At 67.6% G+C, this 22487-nt stretch carries 21 protein-coding genes; 7 read left to right on the forward strand and 14 right to left on the reverse strand.

What is annotated here, in order from left to right; translation table 11 throughout:
* Window positions 1-29 precede the first annotated feature (29 nt).
* The 7 genes from qcrC to ACZ3HV_RS38770 all read right to left on the reverse strand — a co-directional run bounded on the left by qcrC (window position 30) and on the right by ACZ3HV_RS38770 (window position 6161).
* Complete coding sequence (gene qcrC / locus ACZ3HV_RS38740) at window positions 30-884, reverse strand: cytochrome bc1 complex diheme cytochrome c subunit (protein ID WP_465692109.1); 855 nt, start codon at window positions 882-884, stop codon at window positions 30-32.
* Between the two features lie 97 nt (window positions 885-981).
* A complete protein-coding gene (locus tag ACZ3HV_RS38745; protein WP_465692111.1) occupies window positions 982-1479 on the reverse strand; it encodes a hypothetical protein in 498 nt (165 codons plus the stop codon).
* A gap of 27 nt (window positions 1480-1506) precedes the next feature.
* Window positions 1507-2166, reverse strand: coding sequence for an alcohol dehydrogenase catalytic domain-containing protein (locus ACZ3HV_RS38750; protein ID WP_465692113.1), 660 nt, complete (start codon window positions 2164-2166; stop codon window positions 1507-1509).
* On the reverse strand, window positions 2163-2972 hold the full coding sequence (locus ACZ3HV_RS38755; protein WP_360374076.1) for a carbohydrate ABC transporter permease: 810 nt from the start codon (window positions 2970-2972) through the stop codon (window positions 2163-2165). Before ACZ3HV_RS38755 ends, ACZ3HV_RS38750 begins: the two co-directional genes overlap by 4 nt.
* Complete coding sequence (locus ACZ3HV_RS38760; RefSeq protein ID WP_465692115.1) at window positions 2969-3781, reverse strand: carbohydrate ABC transporter permease; 813 nt, start codon at window positions 3779-3781, stop codon at window positions 2969-2971. The genes ACZ3HV_RS38755 and ACZ3HV_RS38760 overlap by 4 nt, the downstream gene beginning before the upstream one ends.
* Before the next feature lie 62 nt (window positions 3782-3843).
* Window positions 3844-5190, reverse strand: a complete 1347-nt coding sequence (locus tag ACZ3HV_RS38765) for an ABC transporter substrate-binding protein (protein ID WP_465692117.1) — start codon at window positions 5188-5190, stop codon at window positions 3844-3846.
* Window positions 5178-6161 carry an alpha/beta hydrolase gene (locus ACZ3HV_RS38770; RefSeq protein ID WP_465692120.1) on the reverse strand — a complete coding sequence of 328 codons (984 nt, stop codon included), beginning with the start codon at window positions 6159-6161 and terminating at the stop codon, window positions 5178-5180. The genes ACZ3HV_RS38765 and ACZ3HV_RS38770 overlap by 13 nt, the downstream gene beginning before the upstream one ends.
* Window positions 6162-6288: 127 nt before the next feature.
* Between ACZ3HV_RS38770 and ACZ3HV_RS38775 the strand changes: the two genes are divergently transcribed.
* A complete protein-coding gene (locus ACZ3HV_RS38775) occupies window positions 6289-6912 on the forward strand; it encodes a TetR/AcrR family transcriptional regulator (RefSeq protein WP_465692122.1) in 624 nt (207 codons plus the stop codon).
* 2 nt (window positions 6913-6914) lie between these two features.
* Here ACZ3HV_RS38775 and lhgO read toward each other — a convergent pair whose 3' ends face one another.
* A complete protein-coding gene (gene lhgO / locus ACZ3HV_RS38780) occupies window positions 6915-8120 on the reverse strand; it encodes an L-2-hydroxyglutarate oxidase (RefSeq protein WP_465692124.1) in 1206 nt (401 codons plus the stop codon).
* 78 nt (window positions 8121-8198) lie between these two features.
* Window positions 8199-9707 carry a M48 family metalloprotease gene (locus tag ACZ3HV_RS38785; RefSeq protein WP_465692126.1) on the reverse strand — a complete coding sequence of 503 codons (1509 nt, stop codon included), beginning with the start codon at window positions 9705-9707 and terminating at the stop codon, window positions 8199-8201.
* 211 nt (window positions 9708-9918) lie between these two features.
* Here ACZ3HV_RS38785 and ACZ3HV_RS38790 point away from each other — a divergent pair, with 211 nt between their 5' ends.
* Together ACZ3HV_RS38790 and ACZ3HV_RS38795 are read left to right on the forward strand one after the other, a co-directional pair.
* Entirely contained in the window at window positions 9919-10536 is a 618-nt protein-coding gene (locus tag ACZ3HV_RS38790) for an RNA polymerase sigma factor (protein ID WP_465692128.1), read from the forward strand.
* Window positions 10514-10972: a hypothetical protein gene (locus tag ACZ3HV_RS38795; RefSeq protein WP_465692130.1), complete on the forward strand. Its 459-nt coding sequence runs from the start codon at window positions 10514-10516 to the stop codon at window positions 10970-10972. The genes ACZ3HV_RS38790 and ACZ3HV_RS38795 overlap by 23 nt, the downstream gene beginning before the upstream one ends.
* 7 nt (window positions 10973-10979) lie before the next feature.
* On the opposite strand, the gene ACZ3HV_RS38800 is transcribed toward ACZ3HV_RS38795, so the two are convergent.
* The gene (locus tag ACZ3HV_RS38800; protein ID WP_465692132.1) at window positions 10980-13502 is read right to left on the reverse strand and encodes a CHAT domain-containing protein; all 2523 of its coding nucleotides are present in this window, start codon (window positions 13500-13502) and stop codon (window positions 10980-10982) included.
* Window positions 13503-13657: 155 nt separating this feature from the next.
* Between ACZ3HV_RS38800 and ACZ3HV_RS38805 the strand changes: the two genes are divergently transcribed.
* From ACZ3HV_RS38805 to ACZ3HV_RS38820, 4 genes are all read left to right on the forward strand, one after another.
* Window positions 13658-15175: a S8 family peptidase gene (locus ACZ3HV_RS38805; RefSeq protein WP_465692134.1), complete on the forward strand. Its 1518-nt coding sequence runs from the start codon at window positions 13658-13660 to the stop codon at window positions 15173-15175.
* Between the two features lie 111 nt (window positions 15176-15286).
* Entirely contained in the window at window positions 15287-15862 is a 576-nt protein-coding gene (locus ACZ3HV_RS38810) for a dihydrofolate reductase family protein (protein WP_465692136.1), read from the forward strand.
* 140 nt (window positions 15863-16002) lie between these two features.
* Window positions 16003-17628 carry a PASTA domain-containing protein gene (locus ACZ3HV_RS38815; protein ID WP_465692138.1) on the forward strand — a complete coding sequence of 542 codons (1626 nt, stop codon included), beginning with the start codon at window positions 16003-16005 and terminating at the stop codon, window positions 17626-17628.
* Complete coding sequence (locus ACZ3HV_RS38820) at window positions 17625-18224, forward strand: hypothetical protein (protein ID WP_465692140.1); 600 nt, start codon at window positions 17625-17627, stop codon at window positions 18222-18224. Before ACZ3HV_RS38815 ends, ACZ3HV_RS38820 begins: the two co-directional genes overlap by 4 nt.
* A gap of 185 nt (window positions 18225-18409) precedes the next feature.
* On the opposite strand, the gene ACZ3HV_RS38825 is transcribed toward ACZ3HV_RS38820, so the two are convergent.
* Genes ACZ3HV_RS38825 through ACZ3HV_RS38840 form a run of 4 tightly spaced genes read right to left on the reverse strand, consistent with a single transcriptional unit; the run spans window position 18410 to window position 22473 of the window.
* The gene (locus ACZ3HV_RS38825; RefSeq protein ID WP_465692142.1) at window positions 18410-19429 is read right to left on the reverse strand and encodes a LacI family DNA-binding transcriptional regulator; all 1020 of its coding nucleotides are present in this window, start codon (window positions 19427-19429) and stop codon (window positions 18410-18412) included.
* Between the two features lie 10 nt (window positions 19430-19439).
* Window positions 19440-20297 carry a carbohydrate ABC transporter permease gene (locus tag ACZ3HV_RS38830; protein WP_465692144.1) on the reverse strand — a complete coding sequence of 286 codons (858 nt, stop codon included), beginning with the start codon at window positions 20295-20297 and terminating at the stop codon, window positions 19440-19442.
* Window positions 20294-21205 carry a carbohydrate ABC transporter permease gene (locus ACZ3HV_RS38835; RefSeq protein ID WP_465692146.1) on the reverse strand — a complete coding sequence of 304 codons (912 nt, stop codon included), beginning with the start codon at window positions 21203-21205 and terminating at the stop codon, window positions 20294-20296. Before ACZ3HV_RS38835 ends, ACZ3HV_RS38830 begins: the two co-directional genes overlap by 4 nt.
* Window positions 21202-22473 (reverse strand): ABC transporter substrate-binding protein, encoded by a 1272-nt coding sequence (locus ACZ3HV_RS38840; RefSeq protein ID WP_465692148.1) that lies wholly within the window; start codon window positions 22471-22473, stop codon window positions 21202-21204. Before ACZ3HV_RS38840 ends, ACZ3HV_RS38835 begins: the two co-directional genes overlap by 4 nt.
* Window positions 22474-22487: the final 14 nt, after the last annotated feature.

Below are 22487 nucleotides of genomic sequence, written 5' to 3' on the forward strand. Positions count from 1 at the left end.
AAACTGGCCGACCTCACAGGCGTTTGTTTTCAGTCGCCTTTTGTCTTAATTCGCCGGCCGTGGATCCGGGGTACTTTCGCCCCGATCCAGACCGCCACCACGACCAGGAGACCGATCCCGAGCAGCCATCCCCACAGGCCTTCGGAGACGGGTCCGAGCCGCCCGAGACCGAAACCTCCCGGGTCCTTCTCGTTCTGCAGTGCAACGATGTAGGCGATGATGGCGCGCTTGTCCTCGGGGAGCAGCACATCGTCGGAGAAGACGGGCATCTGTTGTGGACCGGTGAGCATCGCCTGATACATGTTCCTCGGCGTGGTCTCCATCAGCGATGGCGCGTAGCGGCCGTTCGGGAGCGCTCCACCCCGCCCGGCGAAGTTGTGACACGCCGTGCAGTTCGTCCGGAACAGTTCGCCACCCCGGACGATCTCCTCCTGCGTCACCTTGCTGATGTCGTACGACTCCGACGCGGGCACCGCGGGTCCCGGAGCGAGCGAGCCGATGTACGCCGCCAGCGCTGCGATCTCCTCCTCCGTGTACGCAGGGGCCTTCTGCGGGATCTGGGCACCGGTCTGTGCCGCCGGCATCCGTCCCGTGCTGACTTGGAAATCGACCGCGGCCGCGCCGACACCGATGAGCGATGGTCCTGTCACCGCGCCGTCGCCGTTGGTCCCACCTTCGGCGTGCAGGCCGTGACAACTCGAGCAGCCGACCGCGAACAGCTTCCGGCCTTCCTCGATCTGCTGGGACTGCGCCCCGTCAGCACCCGCCGCGCCGTCCGGCACCAGTACGCCGTACGCCAGGCCGACCGCTACCAGGGCAGCACCGATCACGAGCGCCTTGGCGAAACGCCCTCGACGTAACGGCCGTGCGGTCGCACTGTCCATCTTTCGGCACCTCCCGGCTGACACGGGACACCAGCAAACCTGGCCGCGGTCCCGGCTGTGATCCCCCGATTCGGGCGAGCTTCCCTCGTTCTCAGGCTCAGCGAGCGTCGCGCTTCGCCTGACGGCGGGCGCCTTGGGCCTGGGTGGATGCATCCTTCTTCAATCCACCCGTGGTCTTGGTCGCGCGCGGCCTGCCGGCCGCTTCCACGGTCGACTTGGCGACCGTGCTCATCGCCGGACCGCCGGCCTTCGCGGACCTGGCCGCCTCGATCCGCTCGCTCCGCAGTTGCATCGACGCGCGATTGGCTGCCACGGCAACTTCCCGGCTCACCCTCGCCAGCACCGACTCGAACAGCTCCGCCTTGTCGCGATCGCGCTGGTTCTTGGCGTACGACATCCCGCGTCCACCCGCCTGCGCGACGGCGGCACTCGCTGAGCGCCGATAGTTCTTCACGTACTTCGTCCGAACCCGCCGGATCCGCTGGTGCAGATCCAGGAGCTCGTCCTCATCCAGACCCTTCAGCACATCCCGCTCGGTCTCAGCCACCAGCATGCGCTCAGCATCCGTCAACGAGTTCAGCAAGCCTTGATTCATGAGACTCTCCTAGCCGCCTTCCGCAGACTACGTGACCACCACACCTCCGTCGAGAGTCATCACAATGAGCGCTTTGACAAAACCATCCTCGAAGACCACGTCGAACGCGTCGGTCAGCTGGGCCACGTCGCCGGGGCTGAATGCGGCCGAAGCGCCGTACAGCAACGCGGCTCGCTTGGCGTCTTCCCGTACGTCGATCGCGACAAGCTCCCCGATCGGGTTCGTCGCCAGTAGCTGGATGAGGCACAGCCCCATGAACCCAGCTCCGACCACGGCAACGCGATCGCCGGTGTCGATCCGCGCCCGGCGCAATGCCTCGACGATGCAACCAAGTGGCTCACCGATCCCGGCCGCGTCGCTGAGCCCAGGCGGTACGACGACGGCGTACTCGGCCGGTACGACCATCAGCTCGGCGAACGACGAGGTCCAGCGACCGGTGACGAGGTCGCCGATAGCTGGGGCGTCGACACCGTCTCCCACGTCGACGACGCGGCCGACGGGCTCGTGTCCGAGCGTTCTCGGGGCACCCTCGGCCGGACCGCTCGACCACGCCGGCAGCTCACTGGCGCACAGGCCGTTCGCGATCACCTGGACCAGCAGCTCGCCAGGTCCGGGCGCGCGGACCTCGATCTCCTCGAGCTTCGAGGTTGCCGGGGCGACGAGGACGCTGTGGCGAGGGTGGTTCACTTCACGGCTCCTTGCATCAGGGCTTTGACGAAGTTGCGCTGGAAGATCAGGAAGATCACCAGCGAGGGCAGGATGATCAGCAGCGATCCGGCGCACAGCAGCACGATGTCGGTGCCGTACTGGCCCTGGAAGGCGCCCAGCCCGCCGGCCACGGTGCGCTTCGTCGGGTCGTCGACGAGCACCAGCGGCAGCAGGTACTGATTCCAGCTGGCGAGGAAGAAGAGCACCGACAACGCGGACCACGCCGAGGTGGCGAGTGGAAGATGGATGCGGCGGAACGTCTGCCAGGAGGTCGCACCGTCGACCTTCGCGGCTTCGGTGAGCGCCGGCTCCGCACCGAGGAAGTGTGCGCGCATCCAGAAGACCCCGAAGGGCATCAGCAGTCCGATGAGTGGCAGGACGATCGCCAGCCGCGTCCCGAGCAGTCCCATGCTCCGGAGGTCGTAGTACAGCGGGGTGATCAGTGCCTCGAACGGCAGGGTCAGCCCGACGAGCAGCAGACCGTAGATCGCCTTGCCGAAGGGCACGTTCAGCTGGGCGAGCGCGTAGCCCGCGGCCGTGGCCATGGCGACCGTGGCCGGGACGACACCCAGCACGATGAGCGTGCTCGAGCGGAACAGGGCGAGGAAGTTCGCCGCACTCCACGCGTCCACGAAGTTGTGCCAGTGCGGATCGCTCGGCCAGCTGAGCCCCTGGGGCGTGCTGCCCGGCGCCGCGAGTGCCGTGGTGAACATGCTCAGCAACGGCACGATCGCGAACAGCATCAGTGCGAGCAGGATGCCGGTGCGGGTGACTCGCTGGGTCATCGCTCCCTCCCGAGCCGCTGGATCGGCCAGATGACCACCAGTACGAGCGCGGCGAGGAACACCGCCAGCGCCGAGGCCTGGCCGACGTGCTGCTGCAGGAACGTCAGCCGGTAGATCTGTACGCCGGGCACCATCGTCTGGTAGCCGGGGCCGCCCTGCGTCGAGATCTGGATGACGTCGAAGCTCGCCAGCGCCGCGATCATCGTGAACGTCGTACACACGACGAGCTCCCGCCGCAGCCCGGGCAGCGTCACGGCGAAGAACTCGCTGATCCACCCGGCGCCGTCCAGCTTGGCCGCCTCGTACAGCGCCGGGTCGATCTTGCCGATCCCCGCGAGCAGCAGCACCGTGCAGAAGCCGAGCATGACCCAGACCCCGATGACACCCACCGCGGGCAAGGCGGACGTGAAGTCACCGAGCCACGCCCGCGTGTGCCGATCGAGGCCGACCGCGCGCAGGACCTGGTTGACCAAGCCGTTCGAGGAGTACATCCAGGTCCAGGCGATCCCGGCCGCGACCAACGGCAGTACCTGTGGGATGAACAGCACCACCCGCGCCGTCGTACTGAACGCTCCCGGCCGGAGTTCGCGGATGAACGAGGCCGCGACGAGCCCGAGCCCGACCGGTAGGACCGTGTAGAAGATGATGAGGATGAAGGCGTGCTCCACGGAGGCCAACAGCTCCGGTCGGGTGAAGATCGCCTTCCAGTTGTCCAGCCCGGCCGGTGTCGCGCGGCCGATGCCGTCCCAGTCGTAGAACGAGTACTGAACGGACTGCAGCATCGGGAACAGCACGAACACGGCGTACATGCCGAACCCTGGCGCAACCCAGAGCAATGCACTCCAGCGCCGAGGCTGTCGGTTCGCCACCATCACCTACCGAGGTCGCGTGCGTAGTCGGACTGCACCTTCGCCGCGTACGCCTCGGGTGTCGTCTTGCTTGCCAGCAGCAACTGTGTCTGCGGGATCAGGCTGTTGACGTGGATCGAAGCCGTTGCGTCGGCCATGAAGCCAACCAACCCGTTGCTCTTCAGCAGCTGCTGGAACGCGCCGACGGTGGCAGCGACCGCCGATCCCGCGGGCGCGGTCGGCGCCGCGGCGTCCGACGGGCCTGCCGGCACCAGGCCGCCGAGGGTCACCGTGTCCTGCCGCGCTTTCTCGTTGGTCTGCACGAAGTCCAGGAACGCGGCCGCAACGTCGGCATGGGACGACTTGGCCGGGATCCCCAGGTTGGCAGCGGCGGTCATCGCGTACGACGGCCCGCCGGCTTCACCGGCCGGGAAGAGGAAGAACCCGAACTGGCCGGCCCCGGCCTTGTCCAGTCCCGGCGCCTGCCAGTTGCCGCTCGGGAAGAACACACCGTTGCCCTTGGCAAACTCGACAGGTGCCCGGGTCTGGTCGATGTCGTTCACGTCGGCGGGCAGGTATCCGGCCTTTCCCCAGCGCTGCAGCGTCGTGGCGGCCTTCACCGTCGCCGGGTTGTCGATACTTGCGCCGGGCTTGGCGAAGTTCCAGTCCTGGACACCTTGCGCGTCGGCCTCGGTCGCCATCACCAGGTTCTGCAGCGGATACACGCTGCCGCCGTCCTTGCCGTTGATCATGATCGGCTGCAGCCCGGCGGCCTTCGCCTTGGCGAGCAGTTGCTCGAACTCGGCGACGGTCGCCGGTGGCTGCGTCATGCCGATCCGTTGCGCGAGCGCCTTGTTGTAGTACACCCCGGTCAGGCCGAATCCGGCGCCGGCGGCGTACAGCGAACCCGTCCCCCGCTCTTTGCCGTCCGGCCCGACGCGGGTCGAGCTGAACTGCGACTGCGGCCACTTGTCCCAGCCGTACGCCGCGGCATACGGGTCGAGGCTGGCGAGCAGGTGATCGTCGATCAGGTTGCCGAGCTGCGAGACCCGGACGAGATCAGGCACGTTGCTCCCGGCAAGGATGTGCGCGATGTTCGTAGTCAGGGTGGCGTAGTCCTGGTTCTCCACCTTGACCGTGACGTTCGCGTACTTGGCGTGGAACAGGTCGCCGAGCGCGGTGTAGAACGGGACGTCGACGCCGCTGTTGACGAGCAGCTTCAGGGTGACCGGCTCGGTCCCGACGCCGGTGGTCGCCGGCTTGGACGGCACCGGGCCGGCTTCGGAGTTCCCGCCGGGTGCACAGGCGGTGATGAGCAGAGTGGTGGCCGCTACCACGGCGGCCAGGCGGTACGTGGTCAGCGATCGCACGAGAACTCCCTCGAAGGCTGGATGGATTGGAAGGCACGGCGTACGGCGTCGCCGGCCACGCCGATGGCGTGATGTGAGTCGGTCATGACGGTGAACATCTCGAAGAAGCCATGGATCTGGCCCGCGTACTCGTGCAGCTCGATCGGCACGCCGGCCGTCTGCAGGCGCCGGGCGTAGTCCTCGGCCTCGCCGCGGAGGAAGTCGTGTTCGGCGGTGATGATCGTTGCGGGCGCAACGCCGTACACAGATCGGGCATGGAGCGGTGACGCGTACGACGCCGTGCGCGCGGCTGGATCGGGGACATAGGTCTCCCAGATGTGCTTGAGCCGTCGATAGCTGTTCGAGCCGAAACCCGGCCGGCCGGCGAAGCGCTCGTACCGCTGCTGGAACCCGATCTTGTAATCGGTGTCCTCGGTGCTGTCGAGCACCGGGTAGACGAGCAGTTGGGCTGCCAAATCGACGCCGTCATCGCGTGCCTTGAGCGCCGCCGCGGCGGCGAGATTTCCGCCTGAGCTGTCGCCACCGACGGCCACGCTGTCGAAGGTGCGTCGAGCCCATGTGATGGCGGTCCAAGTGTCGTCGAAACCGGCCGGAAAGGGGTGCTCGGGAGCCAGCCGGTAGCCGACCGACAAGACAGCGCAGGCGGCCCGGTTCGCCAGAGCGCGGGCGACACCATCGGCGGTGTCGAGGTCGCCGTGCATCCAGCCGCCACCGTGTGCCCAGATCAGCACTTGTCGTTCGCCACCAGTGGGTCGGTAGAGCCGGCCCGGCACGCCGCCCGCGTCGATCGACTCGGCGGAAGCGACCGATGAGGGCTCGCCGGACACGGCCAGGACCTTCTCGCGCGCGTCCGCCCGCACCGTCGCGATGTCGGCGCTCCACGGGTCGGGTGATGAGCCGGAGCTGTCCAGGAAGGCCTGGACCTGCTCGTGCGGCCGGGGCGGGGATTCCCGCGGGGACGCTGCGCTCATCGGGACCGTCCTTTCGTTGCCTCAATCCAGACTGAGTACTCAGTCTGTTTTGCAAAGCTACCGAGTACTCAGTCGGTTGTCTATGCTTGGCGGCGACCGTTTCGGCCCATCGCGAGGGAGATCGACCGTGCCCGCTACCCAGAAGCCCAAGACCTCGGCCAAGGGCCTCGAGACCCGCGAGCGCATCGTCGACGTCGCCGTACGCTTCATCGCCCGCAACGGAGCGCGCGGCACGAGCCTGGCCGACATCGCGGCCGAGGCGGGTGTGTCACAGACCGGGTTGCTCTATCACTTCGGCAGCAAGGAGGCGCTGCTCAACGCCGTGCTGGACCGCCACCTGGCTTTCACCGAGGAGTGGCTGTGGGGCGACGGGCCCGACCCCGGCGTCAAGATCGTGGACATCATCGCCCGGCACATGGCGAGCTGGCCGAGCCAGCACGACGACAAGGTGTACAGCCTGCTCGGCATGAACACGGTCGTCCTCGGCGAGAACGTCTCCCCCGACACCGACCTCCACCCCCGCCTGGTGGAGGGCTACCGCACGACCATCGAACGCGTGACGGCGACCTTGCGGTCCGCCCAGCACCGCGGCGAGATGCGCGACGACATCGATCCGCAGCTCAAGGCCATGGAGATCATCGCGTTCTGCTACGGCCTCGAGGCCGCATGGCTGGTCAACCCGACGATCCCGGTCGCCGAGGCAGCCGCCCGCTGGGCCGCGCAGCAGACCACCCAGATGACGACGCCCTGACCTCAGGCTCGGTCGGCGCTGAGTTCTTCGGCTATCCGGTCGGCGATGGTCAGGCAGGCGGTGGCGGCTGGCGAGGGGGCGTTGAGGACGTGGAGGGTGCGGCCGTCGCGGAGGAAGAGGAAGTCGTCGACGAGTTTGCCGTCGCGGGTGACCGCTTGGGCGCGCACGCCGGCGCCTGAGCGTCGTACGTCGGAGACTCGTAGCTCGGGCAGCATTCGCTGGGCTTCGCGGACGAGCGCTCGGCCGGTGAGTGAGCGCATGACCTCCTTGGCGCCGGTCTTGGCGTAGCGCCGCGCGAGCTTCCACGAGCCCCGGTAGAACAAGGACTCCCGCAGATCCCGAGCCACGATCTTCCGCCAGGAGTAGCCCTCGCGCGCCAGGGCGGGTACGGCGTTCGGCCCGACGTGGACCGTGCCGTCGATGCCACGGGTGAGGTGTACGCCGAGGAACGGCAGGTCGGGATCGGGCACCGGATAGACCAGACCCTTCACCAGGAAGTCACGCTCCGGGACGATCTCGCTGAACTCGCCGCGGAACGGAAGAATGCGGACACCTGGCTCGAGTCCGGAGGCCCGCGCGAGCCGGTCGCTGTGCAAGCCGGCACAGACCGCGGCGCGATCCGCCTCGATCACGTCGTCCGTCGTACGCACGCGGACGACGGAGCCCACGTTCTCGATCGACGTCACCGTCACCCCGGTACGGATCTCGCCACCGGCCGCGCGGACGTCGTCGGCCAGGGCATCCGCCACGAGCTTGAAGTCCACCCGGCCGGTGGAATCGACCGCCAGGGCAGCTTTCACGCGCAGATGCGGTTCGCGCTCCGCGACCTCGTCGAGGGTCAGCCGCCGGACCGGGACACCGTTCGCATGGCCGTTGCCGAAGAGCCGGTCGAGCTGTGGCAACTCGGCCTCGGTGGTCGCGACGACGAGCTTCCCGCAGATGTCGACCGGGATGCCCTTCTCATCGCAGTACTCCTTCAGCGCCGCTCCCCCGGCCACGGCCAGCCGTGCTTTCAGGGAGCCAGGCTTGTAATACAGCCCGGAGTGCACAACCCCCGAGTTGTGCCCGGTCTGGTGCGCCGCGACCGACCCTTCCTTCTCGAGCACGATCACCGGCGTCCCGGGATCAAGCCGCTGCAAGGCCCTCGCCACGGCCAAGCCGACGATCCCGCCACCGACCACAACCGCAGTTCTCCCCGCAGATCCCATCGACCCCTCCTGCAACGACGACTCCCGACCTGTCCACAAGAGGCGGCACAGGTGCCGATAAATACAGTTTCGAGAAGCCTAGGAGATCACGGCGTGCTGCTTCCACCAGGCGTAGAGGTCATCGACCTCGAGAGTCTCGTCCTGGGCGATGGCGAGGAGGGCCGCGTCGTCGGTGCCCCACAGGACCGTCGCCTTCCCCGAACGGGCGGTGTAGCAGGCCAGCGATCCACGGGTGATGCTGTTGGACGTCCACGTCGTCCGGTGGTTCGAGCCGGTCTCGCACTGACCGGTTGCCATCTCGCCGACGTACCGCTCGAAGGCCGCGCGCAGTGTGGCCGCGCTCGGGTAAGCCAGGTAGCTCACCGTCTCGGGTGCCGAGGAGCCGGTCGGGGTGCAGTCGACCACCAGCACGACCTCATCGGACTCCGGTGTCCCGGTAGTGCAGGTCGCTCGCAGGTCCGCGGGCAGTCTCGCGATCAAGACGTCCGCCGGGTCCAGCGTCGGCTGGATCGGGCTCGGGGTAGTGACCGGGTCGGTAGGCAGTACAGGTTCGGGTTCGCTGCCGCCGCCCCGGTTGAAGTAGTCGTAGGCGAAGTTTGCGACGCCGGTGTCCCGCACGGTCAGTCCGGTCAAGATGCCGCCGAGGAGCAGCAGGACGGACAACGCGACACCGATCGCCGGGGCCGCTCCGTTCGCTCGCCGGCTTCCCAGCTGCGCAAGGACACCGTCGAACTCCCGGGTGGCCGGGTCCACCTCGCTGCGAAACGCCTCGAACCCCGCGGGTTCGCGCTGAGCCGCGAAGGACAACAGTTCGAGGTACCTGTTGGTCGCGTGTGGCGAGAAGTGGAGCAGTTGGGAAAGCCGCAGGAGCATCCGACGTCGCGCGTGGAGGGCCTGGGCCACGAAGCCGCCGGGCCGCACATGGGTCGAGATGTCCTTGCCGACCAGGTCCCGGTAGAACGCCTGCAGGCTCACACCGAGATCTCCGCAGCAGGCGAGCGCGATCCGGTCGCCGGTGTACACCGTCGCGCGGTACCACGGAGCGACGAACGGTCCGACCAACCGCGGGAGCGCCAAACCCCGCAGGATCGACAGGATCAGCGACCAGGCTGTGTGCCGCGCCTTGAGCGCTCCGACGTACGTCGCCAGCAGAAATACGAACTGCCCGCGCTGACTGTCGTCCGACAGATCACCGATCACGTCGCCCTCGACCAGGATGAACCGGACACCGAAGAAGCTGATCATCGCGACCGGCGCCGACGTCTCGCCGAGCGTGCGGCTGGTCTTGTTCACCACGAAGATGTCCAGCCGGCCCTCGTACGCCAACCGGGCCCGGACCTCGCGGACCACGTCGTCGACATCGGGAAGGGTCGCGGCCGATACGTGGACCGCGTTCGCGAGCAGGTGAATCCGCAGCACCATCTGCACCACGCGAATCAGCAGGATGAGCAGCACGAGGATGACGATGATCAGCGCGATCTCGAGGGCATGGCCGGTCGACAAGAAGACGAACACCGCGCCCGCGACCACCGCCGTACTGGCGATGCACGCGAGGGCGAAGCGTGAGCCCTCTGTCGGATGGCGCAAGGCACTGACATCAAGCGCGTTCGACCTCGGTGGCGCGGGTGCCGGCGCCGGTCTGTACATCGGCGGTGTGCTCATGGGATCCCCCCGAAAACGAGTCCTCTACCGACGGACCCGGCGCGGCGTCCTCCAGATACCTGGCACCGAGATGTATCTGGCGGTCCCCTGGTGCGGTCCGTACCAATAAGAGCCCTGAACAACAGGGGGAACCGGAATGATGGATGAGGTTTCACCGGTCACCGATCTGGTGACCGCCGCGGCCGGGGGCGAGCAGCAGGCGTGGCGCGAGCTCGTCGTGCGGTACGCGCCGTTGCTGGTGTCCGTCGTCCGGCGGTTCCGGCTGACGCCGAGCGAGACCGACGACGTCGCACAGACCGTGTGGCTGCGGCTGGTCGAGCACCTCGACAGCCTGCACGAACCGCAGGCGATCCCGGGGTGGATCATCACGACCGCACGTCGCGAGTCGATCCGGTACCTCTCGACCAGCCGTCGGCTGCGGCCCAGCGATCCGCTGGATGCCGAGTATCAGTCGGTGGCGGCCGACACCGGTGAGCCCGACGACGGCCTGTGCCGGGCCGAGCGGCACGAGGTGCTGCTCGCCGGGATGGCTGAACTGCCGCGCCGGCAGCGCGAGTTGCTGTTGTTACTGCTGGAAGACCCACCACCGTCGTACGTCGAGATCAGCGAGCGCACCGGGATTCCGGTCGGCAGCATCGGGCCGACCCGCTCACGCGCGCTGGAGCGGCTCCGCGGCTCGCCGCCGGTCAGAGCGTACGTCGAAGCTTCGGAATCGTCGGGAGGTGATCCGCATGACGCGGCGACGCTGGGATGACGACGACCGCCTCCTGGAGGATCTCGCGGAGGCTCTCCGGGAGACCGCACCGCTGGCACGGACGGTCGCCGAGCATGCCGAGGGAGCGCTCTCGTGGCGCACGATCGACGAGGAACTCCTGCGGGCCTTCCTGACCTTCGACTCCTCGCTGGAGCCGGTTGCGGAGACCCGGGCTGAACCCGGGGAGAACCGGCTGCTGGTGTTCACCTCCGCTCCCCTGTCGATGGAACTCGAGGTGACGTTGGTCGAAGTGGTCGGCCAGATCCTCCCGCCCAGCGCGGGCGAGATCCTCATCGAGACCTCGGACGGCGCGGAGTACCGCGTCACAGCCGACGAAACCGGCTTCTTCGTCCTGCCGACCCTGCCTGCTGGTTCGGTCCGGCTGCGCTGCGACACGGCCACCGGCCGAGTGGTCACCGACTGGGTGCGACTATGACCGGCGCTCACGCTCCAAGGGCAATGAAGGACTGCGCAGCCGTGCGCGCCAACTGGCCGTCGCCGACCGACTCCCGGGCCTGGGCGAGTGCTTCGGCGAGATCGTCTCCGAGTCGCAGCCTGCCATGCAGACCCAGCATCAGCGGCACCGTCGCCGGGTCGCTCACTGGTACGACGCTCGCCACCAACCCTGACGACCCGAGCGCGACCAATGCGCTCACCAGACCGAGCAACTCGTCCGCACCGCTGGGTCCACCAAGGGCCGAGCTGCAACTCGACAGCACCACTCGGTGTGGCGCCCGTTCCAGCCGTTCGAGGTCGTACACCGTGAGCGGTCCGTCATCCAGTTCGAGCGCCGAGAACAGCGGGCTGTCCGCCCGGAACGTGCCATGGGCCGCGACATGCACCAACGCCGCCCCGTCCATCGCTTCCAGCACCGCTTCGGCCGTCGCATCGCCACCGGTGAGCACCACCGCGTCCGGATACAGCTCCGCGAGACGCCGTACCTCCTCTCGTCCTGTCGACAGCTGTGGACCACCGATCAGCACCACCCGCTGTGACGACGGCGCAGCGTTCCGGGCACGCAACCAGGCTGCCGCCGACGGGGCCACCGACGTAGGCCGGTGCCGTAGCGAGGGCAGGAGGCTCCAGGGAACTGCGTGCAGCCGGCCTGTCGGTACGACGACCACCGGGCCGTCCTCCAGATGCTTGACCACGTCACCCAGCAGGGCCGTCTCGAGTCGGGCTCCGATGTCGTCAAGATCGAGCTGGTGCGCGCCGCGTCCGGTCGCCTCGCGTCGCAGTGCGAACAACGCGTGGGAGAGCCGATGAGTCGCCAGTGCGGTAGGACCGACCGGCTTGAGGCGGATCCGCCCACGCGCCGCGACCATGGCGTACAACTGATCGTCAACGTCGGTGAGCTCGACCAGGCTGCGATCTCCGAGGTGATCGAGCAGATCGGTACTGCGGAACTGGTCGGGCCGGTCGCCCGTAGCGCCGGGTGTCACCAGGACCCGGCGGCGTACGACGGCCTCGAGGCGCCGGCGCTCGCGATGCAGCGGACCGGATCCGGCGCGGTAGTCGCGGCTGGCCTCCAGACGGTGAGTCAGGTCCCGCAGCGCGGTCAGATCGGCGACCAGGCCGTCATCGCGCTGCGGCCGGACCGGCGGGATCGCGAGCACGGTGGCCCGCCAGCGTTCACTCCAGTCGAGGACTTGGCGGGCATTGCCGCGCTGGACGGCGTACCGGAGCGCCATCGAGGCGAGCTCCGCGCCCTGGGCGGTGGCCAGGACGCGGAGTTCGGTGGCACCGAGAGTGCGCACGTAGATCTCGATCAGGCTCAGGCCCTGCCGGCAGGCGGCGAGCATCGCGCGCGGACGGCCGTCGCCTTGGTGGAGCGTGGCTTGAGCGAGCCAGCCGGCGCCGCGTGCGCGCAGGCCACGGTGCCGCGCTGCGGCCGCGATCTTCAGGTGGCGTGTGGCCTCGGCCGAGTCGGTCCGCGCGAGAGCGAGCCGACCGGTCAGCAGATGCGCCTCCGCGGCCAGGTCCAGGTCGAGCCTGTCGAGCTCCGCACAGACCCGTTGGCCGGTGTGCAGCAGACGCGCCGTACGGTCGCCGCCCGCGTAGCGGGACTGGAGCAGTGCAAGCTCCGCACGCGCCGCCCACCACGGACGCTGCTGGCGGCGGAGCAGCTTCAGCGCGTCGCGGCTGCGGCTCTCGGCCAGATCCAGAGCGCCGACCGCGTGCGCTGCCAGTCCGGCGCAGTACAACAACTCTGCGCGGCGCGCCGTCGAGCCATGCTGCTGTTCGATCCGGTCGAGCGCGCTGTTGATCTCGGTGAGTGCGTCGCGCGTCAGACCGGCCGCCAACAGAACCAAACACTTGTTGGCGAAGAAGTCCGGATCGAGGACGCCGAGCTCGTCGACCACCCGTTGTGCGTCGTCGAGGTACAGCAGCGCCGTCGGCAGATCACCGCGGGCGAACGCCGCTGCACCACGCGCCTGCCGGGTGTCGGCGTACTCGGCCTGCTGACCGCACTTCGCGAACAACTCCTCGCTGCGGGCGTAGTCCTCGTCGGCGCGATCGATCGCGCCCATGGCCAGCAACACCATTGCCCGGTGGGTCAGCGCCCGCGCCTCCCAGACCAGGTCGCCCGTGTCACTCAGCAGCGCCACTGCCTGTTCAGCGTCGGCCAGCGCCTCGTCGTACTTGCCGAGCACCGCGCCCCACACCCAGACGCGGCGGATCAGGATCCGACCGGCGGGCACGCCGGTCCGGCCGGGCGCGATCGAGTTGAGCGCGGCCACCCCGCGGTCGGTGTGACCCTCCATCACCAGGGCCACGCCGAGGCTGGCCAGAATGTCGGCCTCGTGATCCCGATCGGCCGCCTGACGAGCATGCCGGTGCGCCGCCTTGAGCTCGACCACCGCCTGATGGATGTCGCCGAAGTCGCGGTGGACGACCCCCGCCGCCTGATGAGCTGCCGCGGCCTCGGAGTGCGACGGGGAGTTCGCCAGTACCTCTTCGGCCATCCTCAGAGCCTCAGCCGGCCGCGAGAGTGCAAGCGCATGCAACTCGAACGCGTCCACGCCAAAACCCGCCCTCCCGTTACCCGAACATCTTCCGATCGTAATACCCCCGCCTCGCGCATTCTCCGAATTTCTTGACCACAAAGGAGGGGACCAAAATGCCAGCAGACCAACGCCTCAAAGAAGCACTGCACCTCATCCTGAAAGACCCGAACGAGGACGGCGGGCCCGAACGGTGGCGTGGCACTACGGCCGCGTACCCAGACGATTGGGAAAACCTCGGATACGTCGAGTACTTCTATCGGCGGGACACTCTTCTCGTCCGCACGGAGGACGTTGACCTGGTGCTCGACGCCCTGACTCGAACGCCCGAGCCTGATGACCAGGAAGCGCAGCCTGCTGACGAGCAGAAGCCGAGTCGTGAAGACGTCGGACCGATCATTCCCGAAGACGTCGCGATCGGCCTGTTGCCCGTGATCGACGGGGTCACCAGCCTGGTCTGGCGAAATGGCATGCCCCATGACGCGGCCGGCAGAGCGAGCCTCCGGAGGGTCCGTGGCGACCAGGCCGGCGCTGGGTACGGCGAGCGGCCCAACGATCACGATTCACTGTCGACGCCGAACGTTCTCCGCCGGCTGGATCAAGTACTCGGTGTGGGAAAGGCGACCCCCAACCACGCTCTCTCGTTGTGTGGCAACGGGCATCCGTGCCCGGCGACGGAGCCGGCCGTGGTGCCGAGCGGGTCGGCGGGCCCAGTACCGCCGATGACCAGCGGAATCTGTTGCGGGACGCACGGATGGGACGGCCATGGCGTGGTGGTCGGGGTCGTCGACGAAGGTCTGATCGACGGCGCGTCGCGGATGTGGCCGTGGATGGCCGGCGTGGACGGCGACACCGAGGACCCCTACGTGACTGGCAAGAAACTCATCAAGGCCTACGCCTGCCACGGGACCTTCGTGGCCGGCTGTGTGCGCTGTATGGCACCGAAGGCCACGGTGTGCGTCAAGCGGGCGGAGCCCATCGACTACCACGAGGACGCAGGCATGGCGTACGAGGACGAGATCATCCGGCGGATGGACGCCGTGCTCGACCTGGGTGCGGACATCATCGTCTGTGAGTTCGACGGCATCACCCGGTTCCATCGCCCGATGCTGACCTTCAACGCCTTCTACGACAAGCGTTTGCGCCACTTGAATGCCGTCGTAGTTGCACCGGCCGGAAACGACACGACCAACCTGCCGACGTTCCCGGCGGCGTATTCCTGGGTGATCGGGGTCGGAGCACTGTCTGCGGACGGTAACAGCCGTGCGGATTTCTCCAACTACGGCGGTTGGGTGGACGTCTACGCCCTCGGCGAGGATCTGGTCAACGCGTTCGGGGTCGGTGACTACGTTTGCTTCGAAGACGAAAAGCCACATGAGGTACGACGCTTCGCGGGGATCGCGAGCTGGAGTGGGACGTCGTTCTCGGCGCCGCTGATGGCCGGGATGATCGCGGCGCGGATGTCCGCGACGGGAGAGAACGCTCCCATCGCCGCGGAAGCGCTGTTGCGCTTGGCCCGTAGCCAGGCTCTGCCGGGTGTCGGCCCAGTGCTGCTGCCACACCAGGTTTGCGGCACTCCGCGCGAGCCCTGCCATTCCAGATGCGACTGCGAGTGCGGGCCTAAGCACTGCTGACCGAATGTGACCGGCGTCACATTGGGCTTGGTGTGGGGGGTGTCGAGTTCGGGTGGTGTTGTTCGATGCACTGACGACAGCACTTCGAGCACAGCAGCCAAGGAGCATCCGATGCGTACTCTGATCGCCACCGCGTTCGTCTCACTCGACGGCGTCGTCGACTCCCCCGGCGGCGAGCCGGGCTACCGCAACTCGGGCTGGACGTTCAAGGACATCCCGTTCGACGAGGCCGCCTACGAACTGAAGGGCCGTGAGCAGACCGAGGCGGCGGCCATGATGATGGGCCGGGTCAGCTACGAGGCCTTCTCGCCGGTCTGGCCGACGATGACCGAGGACTTCCCGCTGTACCGCACAATGCCGAAGTACGTCGTCTCGACCACCTTGAAGGACGAGGACCTGGTGACCAACTGGGGCGACATCACCATCCTGCGGTCCCTCGACGACGTCGCCGCGCTCAAGGAGACCGAGGGTGGCCCGATCATCCTGCACGGCAGCGCCACCCTTGACCGCAACCTGTCCGACGCCGGCCTGATCGACCGCTACCACCTGCTGGTCTTCCCGGTCCTGCTCGGCGCCGGCAAGCGACTGTTCAGCGAAACCGACAAGGACAAGCAGAGCCTCACGCTCATCGAGAGCGAGTCCTTCTCCAACGGAATCCAGAAGCTGGTCTACGACGTCACCCGCTGACCCCGAACGACAGCAGGGCTACCGCGAGCCGGCCCGAGCCACCGTCCTCGGTCCGACTCGCGGAGAACGTCCTCACGGGCCGGTATCAAACGCGTCTGCCGGAGGGTCAGACAAGTGTGATACCTCGGGGGGAGGTTTGCGTGACTCATCGCGTACTGCGGCTGATCGTCGGTGCTGGAGTCTTCGTCGCTCTGTTCTTCACGGTGCTGCCGACGCTCCCGGCCGACGCCGGGAACGGGCGCCCGGACTGTCTGTCACGCGCTGACACGAACGAGTGGACAGGCTCTCCCCTCAACCCTCCCGACGTGCTCGGGTTGTCGGTAGAGGCAGCTGTCACACGCATCCGGTCCGACGAATTCATCTGCATGCTCCTGAACGACAAGCCGTCGACGGTCGACGAGAACAAGGTCGTGATCGCCCAGCAGGAAGTGCGCAGCATGCCAGACCCCGACGGCGCCTTTCCGGTAGTGGCTCTCTGGCTTGGCGTCGTGCTGCCTGACCTGGTCGGGCAGAAACTCGACGCCGCACGCGAGGTGGCGGACGGGCTCGGCTTCGTCGTACGGCCGTCCCCCAGAACGGCGAAAGCGGACTGGATCGTCGGCCGGCAGAATCCTGCCGCCGGCGCGTACGGGGTGTTCGGCCAGATTGTCGAGCTCGTCCTCAAGGAGCCCGTCCAGCCGAAGACGGCCCCGGATCTCGTTGGCCATACCGAAGACGAGGCGGAGGCGCTCTGCAAGCTCGCCGAGCTCGTCTACGTCCCACGGATCGTCCAGGATGGCAAGCGTCCTGGCCGGGTGGTGAGCCAGGAGCCGCAGGCAGGCGAGCCGGTGGAGGTCGGCACCAAGGTGACCGCCGACATCCGCCGAGAGCCGGCAGTCAAGTTGGTCGACGTGCCCGACGTGGTCGGCCAGCTCGAAACGACGGCGCGCAAGACGATCGAGACCGCCAAGTTGGGGTTCGATCCGAGGATCGTCAAGGACGGTCCTGGAACTGGACGGGTCGTCCGGCAGTCGCCGCGCGATGGTCAGGTTCCGGTGGGCACCGTGATTACCGTCGAGATCGAGCGCGCCCCCGCGCCGCCGGTGCCAGTACCGCCGGTGCCAGTACCGCCGGTGCCAGTACGGACAGTCGTGCCAGACGTCGTGGGCAATCTCGAAGCCGCGGCACAGAAAGCGATCGGGGCGGCTCGCCTGAAGTTCCAGCCCCGCATCGTCAAGCCAGGGACGGCAGTTGGGATCGTCGTGAACCAGCGTCCGGCGGCCGGCACCGAAGTCGACGTCGGAACTGTCGTCACTGTCGATCTCAACCGTGAGCCGACACGGGAGCTCGTACCGGTTCCCGACCTGCTCGATCGCAGTGAGGACGAAGCGCGCGGCGCGGTCGCAGGCGGCCGGCTGCTGTTCGAGCTGATCAGCGGGAGTGATTCGTCGGGTGGATCGCGGCATGTGACTCGCCAAACACCAAGCGCCGGCGAGCTGGTCCCTGAGGGAACGACCGTCACCGTGGAACTGGCAGCCGACGAGTCGAATTGGCCGTCGTGGTTGCTGCCGCTGCTCATCGGAGCCGGCGTCCTCGCAGCCGGAAAGGCCATGCGCGTACACAAGGGGCGTCAACCCGATGGCCGTCTGCTACCTCAGATCACAGCGGTCGGACGGCCTCTCACCCCGACGAGCCCGAGCATGCAGGAGTCCGGTCCGGCACATCACATCAGCGTGAAGGCTCGCCTTGACCGCGGGCAGCAGTACCTGCAGGAGGACAAGCGATGAACACCAGTAACCACCGCGTCACGATCGTCTCTCTCTTCACCGAGGCCAGTCACGACGCATCCACTGAACTCAACGACTTCGTCACGCGCAGCGGAGTCCTCAAGGCTGTGCCCCGAGTCGGTCCGCTGGTCTCGGGTCCCGTGGCCGGCGCGCTCGCCAAGGTGCTCGATGAGGACCTCGGCGCGCCCATCCTGTGGGCCTGGCGGACGCACCGCGACCTCAAGGAAGCGGCGAGAGCCACACTGGCAGGTGCCGGGACTCCCGAGCATGTCAGCTTGGCCAGCCACAAGATCAAGTCGGACCATCACCCCGAGGTGGAGGTGACCGTCGACGCACAGTCTCCCATGACCATCAGGTTCGATCTCACCTTGCTCTACACGCTGGATGCCCTGCTGCTGACTGTCCAGAGGGGTCGCCTCGTGGGCCTGAGCCCAGCCGAATGCTCGGTCACCATGACCTTCGGCACCCACGGCATCAACACCACCCGCTCCAGCAAGTACGCACTCCCCGAGCTGCTGACTGTGCACTCCGGCCTGCGCCTCCTACCGAAGTCGGCCTACGCACCCGTCGAGGCCGAGTCAGCGAGCCGCGCCTAGCTGGTGGAGGAGGGATTGTTGGTCTACCAGGGCCCAGTGTCCGCGACGGCCGGCACCGCTCCGGCGGCGTCGGGATCGAGCAGGCCCACACGCGCCCGCGTGCGAGTACGCCGTACAGCCCATGTGCTGCAGGAGCGCCGCGTAGAACACATCGCACATCACCATCGCGGACCGTCACCACCGACCTACTGGCCAGTGCTCTCCCGCACGACGAGGCGGAACGAGGCCTGCTGGTCGGAGACTTCGTACGGCGTACCCGCGGCCAAAGCCCCCATCTGGTCCTCCAGGGAGGAAACGGCCAGCTGGGCGATCGCCGTACGGTCCGGAGAGATCGTGGTGAGCGTCGGAGTAGCGGCGCGCCCGTACGGAATGTCGTCGAAGCCGATCACCGCGACGTCGTCGGGCACCCGCAACCCGCGCGTCTGCAACGCCCGGATCACACCAAGCGCGACCCAGTCGGTCACACAGAACACCGCATCCGGTGGATCGCCGGGATTCTCGGCGAGGAGCTCCGCCATCTGCCGCTCCCCCTCCTCACCGAGGTTGCTCCGGATCGGCTTGATCCACTCCGTCCGCTCGGGCAGTCCGGCCGCGCGCAACGCCTGGCGGTAGCCGCGGAGCCTCGGGTGCCGCCGGTCGGTGGGGCTCGAGCCGATCAGCGCGATCCGCCGCCGCCCGATGTCGATCAGATGCTGTACGGCGGTCTCGGCAGCCGCGACGTTGTCGATCGCAACATGCTGGACCATGCCCTGGTAGTTCCGCTCCCCGAGCATCACGAGCGGAGTCCCGTCCGTGCGGTCGCGCAGGTCGGCCGGACCGATCCGCTGCGGGCTCAGGATCAGTCCGTCCATCCGCTGTGGGAAGTGACCGGCCAGCGCGTCCCGCTCGACCTTGGGATCACCGCCGCTCTGCTGGATCAGCACGACCCAGTTGCTCCGCGCCGCCGCCTCCAGGACCTGACCGGCGAGCGCGGCGAAGTACGGCATGTCCAGCTGTGGAACGACGAGCGCGATCATGCCGGCCCGGCCGAGCGCGAGGTTGCGCGCCGACAGGTTCGGCCGGTAGCCGATCTCCTCGATCGCGGCCTGGACGCGGGCCCGCATCTGCGGCGACACGTGCTGGAAGTCGTTGATCACGTTCGAGACGGTCTTCATCGAGACGCCGGCCCGAGCGGCCACGTCAGCCAGCCGCGGTCTGGTGGTCACGGTCGCCAGACTACTTCAGGCCGGAGGTGGCGAACCCTTCGACGATCCGGCGCTGGAAGAACACGAACGCCGCCAGCACCGGCACCATCGTGACGATGCTCATCGCGAACATCTGTCCCCACTCGGACTGACCGGATGCGTCGAGGAAGGTCCGCAGTGCCAGCGGCACGGTCAGCTTGCTCGGATCGGAGATGTAGATGAGCGCGGTGAAGAAGTCGTTGTAGCTCCAGATGAACGAGAAGATCGCCGTCGTCACCAGCGCCGGCCGCAGCAGTGGCAGCACGATCCGCAGATAGATCTGGAACACCCCGCACCCGTCGATCCGGGCCGCCTCGTCCAGCTCCCGCGGCAGCCCACGGATGAACTGCACCATCAAGAAGATGAAGAACGCCTCCGTGCCGAGGAACTTCGGCACCACCAGCGGCAGGTAGGTGTCCACCCAGCCGAGGTCACGGAAGATCGAGTACTGCGCGATCAGCGTCACGTGCTGCGGCAGCATGATCGTGCCCAGCATCAACCCGAACAGCACCCGCCGTCCCACGAACGACATCCGTGCGAACGCGTACGCCGCCAACGAGCACGACAGCAGGTTGCCGGCAATCGTGAGTCCGCAGATCAGCAATGAGTTCAGCAGGTAGACGCTGAACGGCGACCCCGGACCGGTCCAGCCGTCACGGTAGTTGGCAAGACTCGGCGAATGCGGCAGCAACGACCCCGAGCCGAAGATCTGGTCGTTCGGCTCCAGCGAACTGCTCACCATCCACAGCAACGGGTAGAGCATGACCAGCCCGATCAGGATCACCGCCGCGTGCGCGATCGTCCGGCGGGACAGCAATCCGGTCGCTCCCGCCCGGTCCGTCGTACTCATCGTGCCTCCCGCTCGTCGGCGTAGAAGACCCAGCGCCGGCTCATCACGAAGTTGGCCGCGGTGAAGCCGGCGATGATCAGCAACAGCACCCACGCCATCGCCGCGGCATAGCCCATCTCGAAACTGCCGAACGCCTTCTGGTACAGGTACAGCGTGTAGAACAGCGTCGAGTCCGACGGCCCGCCGCTGCCGCCGGAGACGATGAACGCCGGGGTGAACGCCTGGAACGCGCCGATGATCTGCAGCACCAGGTTGAAGAACACGATCGGCGACAGCAGCGGCAACGTGATGTGCAGGAACCGCCGTACCCGCCCGGCCCCGTCCACCTCGGCGGCCTCGAGTACGTCGCCCGGGATCTGCCGCAATCCGGCCAGGAAGATCACCATCGGCGCACCGAACTGCCAGACCCGAAGCAGCACGAGCGTGAGCAGCGACGTGTCAGGCGACGCGATCCAGCTAGGCCCGTCGACCCCGACCGAACTGAGCAGGTGGTTCACCAGTCCGTCCGCGCCGAAGATCTGCCGCCACAGGATCGCGATCGCGACACTGCCCCCGAGCAGGCTCGGCACGTAGTACACGGCCCGATAGAACGCGACCGCCTTCAGCCCTTGGTTGAGTACGACGGCAACCGCGAGCGCGAACACCATCTCCAGCGGCACCGACAGCAGCACGTAGGTGAAGGTGACGACCAGCGAGTGCTGGTACCGGTCGTCGGACAGCATCCGTTGGTAGTTCGCCAGACCCTCCCAGACCGGCGGGGCGAGCAGGCTGTAGTCGGTGAACGAGTAGTACAGCGACAGCACCATCGGCACCAGCGTCAGCCCGACCAGACCTACCAGCCAGGGCGCCAGGAAGCCGTAAGCCGGCAGGCTCTCCCGCAGTTTGCCCGGCAGGGTCCGGCTGATCATGCGCTCAAGACCCGGGTCGCCTCGGACCCGAACTTGTCCGCCGCCGCGGCCGGGTTGGTGCGGCCGAAGCCGATGTCCTGGTTGAGCCGGGTGAAGACGCTCAGCAGTTCGCCGTACCCCTTCGGCCAGGGCTGCGGGGACGGCCCGACCTGCTGCTCGATCTTCTCGACGTACGCGATCGCGCGGCCCGCCGCCGTGTTCGGCTGCGCGGCGATCAGATCGCGGGACTTCTTCGACGGCGGTACGCCGAGCGTCAGCCCGATCGCCGTGACCGCACGGTCGTCGTTGATCAGGAAATCGATCAGCTGGGCGGCCGCGTCGACGTTCTTCGTACTCGCGGAGACCGACCAGAAATCGAGCGCCTTGAGGAACTGACCGCGTAGCGACCCCGGCTCCCGGCCCGGTACGGCGCCGACCACCAGCTCGGCGTTCTTGACCAGGGGCTGGTAGAACGTGACCTGCTGGACCCAGCCGAACTCGACCGGCGACTTGCCCTTGGACAGCTGGGACGTCTCGAACGAGCCGCCCTCCGCGGACGCGTCGGCCGGCGGTGCCGCCTTGGCCTTCCGCAGGTCCTGCCAGTATTCGAACCAGCCCTCGAGCACCTCCTTGCCGACGGCAAGCTTGCCATCGGCAAACACTTCGGATCCGTACGCACGCGCCCAGACCTCGAAGATCTGGAAGTTGCCGCCGGCATCACTGGTGCCGTACGACCCCGGCCCGGCCTCGGCGGCGAAGTCCTTGGCGAAGGTGGCGAAGGTCTGCCAGCTCCACCGCTCCGGCAGCTTCCCGCCGACCTTCTCCACCAGCTGCGGGTTGCGGAACGTCGCGTGCGTGATCGACGACTGCCCGATCCCCATCAGCTTGCCGTCGATCTTCCCGCTCTCCGCGACATCTTTGTCCAGCGCGTCGAGCTTGATCGGCTTGCCGGCGAGATCCAGCAGTGCCTTGCGCTTCGCGTAGTCGGAGAAGTAGCTCATCGACATCCGGAACACGTCCGGACTCTTCCGGCCGGCGGTCTGTGTCGCGAGCTTGTCCCAGTAGTCGGCGAACGCGGCCCGTTCGGTGGTGAGCTTCGTACCGTTGTGGTCGGTGCCGAACGCGGCCAGTGCGGCATCCATTGCCTTGTGCACCGGATCGCCGCCGTACCAGGCGACCCGGAGGCCGTCGGACGATCCTTCGCCACCTCCGCCACAGCCGGGCACGGTGACGGCCGTCGCGGCCGCCGCTCCGAACCCGAGCAAGGTCCGTCGAGTGATTCCTGCCATGGTGCGCCTCCAGG

This window comes from Kribbella sp. NPDC020701, assembly GCF_055562215.1.

Bases quoted from the DNA above. Each gene is read 5' to 3' on its own strand.
- ACZ3HV_RS38805 (WP_465692134.1), top strand. From the start codon at position 13,658: ATGCCAGCAGACCAACGCCTCAAAGAAGCACTGCACCTCATCCTGAAA.
- ACZ3HV_RS38820 (WP_465692140.1), top strand. From the start codon at position 17,625: ATGAACACCAGTAACCACCGCGTCACGATCGTCTCTCTCTTCACCGAG.
- ACZ3HV_RS38810 (WP_465692136.1), top strand. From the start codon at position 15,287: ATGCGTACTCTGATCGCCACCGCGTTCGTCTCACTCGACGGCGTCGTC.
- ACZ3HV_RS38830 (WP_465692144.1), bottom strand. From the start codon at position 20,297: ATGAGTACGACGGACCGGGCGGGAGCGACCGGATTGCTGTCCCGCCGG.
- lhgO (WP_465692124.1), bottom strand. From the start codon at position 8,120: ATGGGATCTGCGGGGAGAACTGCGGTTGTGGTCGGTGGCGGGATCGTC.
- ACZ3HV_RS38795 (WP_465692130.1), top strand. From the start codon at position 10,514: ATGACGCGGCGACGCTGGGATGACGACGACCGCCTCCTGGAGGATCTC.
- qcrC (WP_465692109.1), bottom strand. From the start codon at position 884: ATGGACAGTGCGACCGCACGGCCGTTACGTCGAGGGCGTTTCGCCAAG.
- ACZ3HV_RS38755 (WP_360374076.1), bottom strand. From the start codon at position 2,972: ATGACCCAGCGAGTCACCCGCACCGGCATCCTGCTCGCACTGATGCTG.
- ACZ3HV_RS38835 (WP_465692146.1), bottom strand. From the start codon at position 21,205: ATGATCAGCCGGACCCTGCCGGGCAAACTGCGGGAGAGCCTGCCGGCT.
- ACZ3HV_RS38770 (WP_465692120.1), bottom strand. From the start codon at position 6,161: ATGAGCGCAGCGTCCCCGCGGGAATCCCCGCCCCGGCCGCACGAGCAG.
- ACZ3HV_RS38745 (WP_465692111.1), bottom strand. From the start codon at position 1,479: ATGAATCAAGGCTTGCTGAACTCGTTGACGGATGCTGAGCGCATGCTG.
- ACZ3HV_RS38760 (WP_465692115.1), bottom strand. From the start codon at position 3,781: ATGTACGCCGTGTTCGTGCTGTTCCCGATGCTGCAGTCCGTTCAGTAC.
- ACZ3HV_RS38800 (WP_465692132.1), bottom strand. From the start codon at position 13,502: ATGGCCGAAGAGGTACTGGCGAACTCCCCGTCGCACTCCGAGGCCGCG.
- ACZ3HV_RS38790 (WP_465692128.1), top strand. From the start codon at position 9,919: ATGATGGATGAGGTTTCACCGGTCACCGATCTGGTGACCGCCGCGGCC.
- ACZ3HV_RS38840 (WP_465692148.1), bottom strand. From the start codon at position 22,473: ATGGCAGGAATCACTCGACGGACCTTGCTCGGGTTCGGAGCGGCGGCC.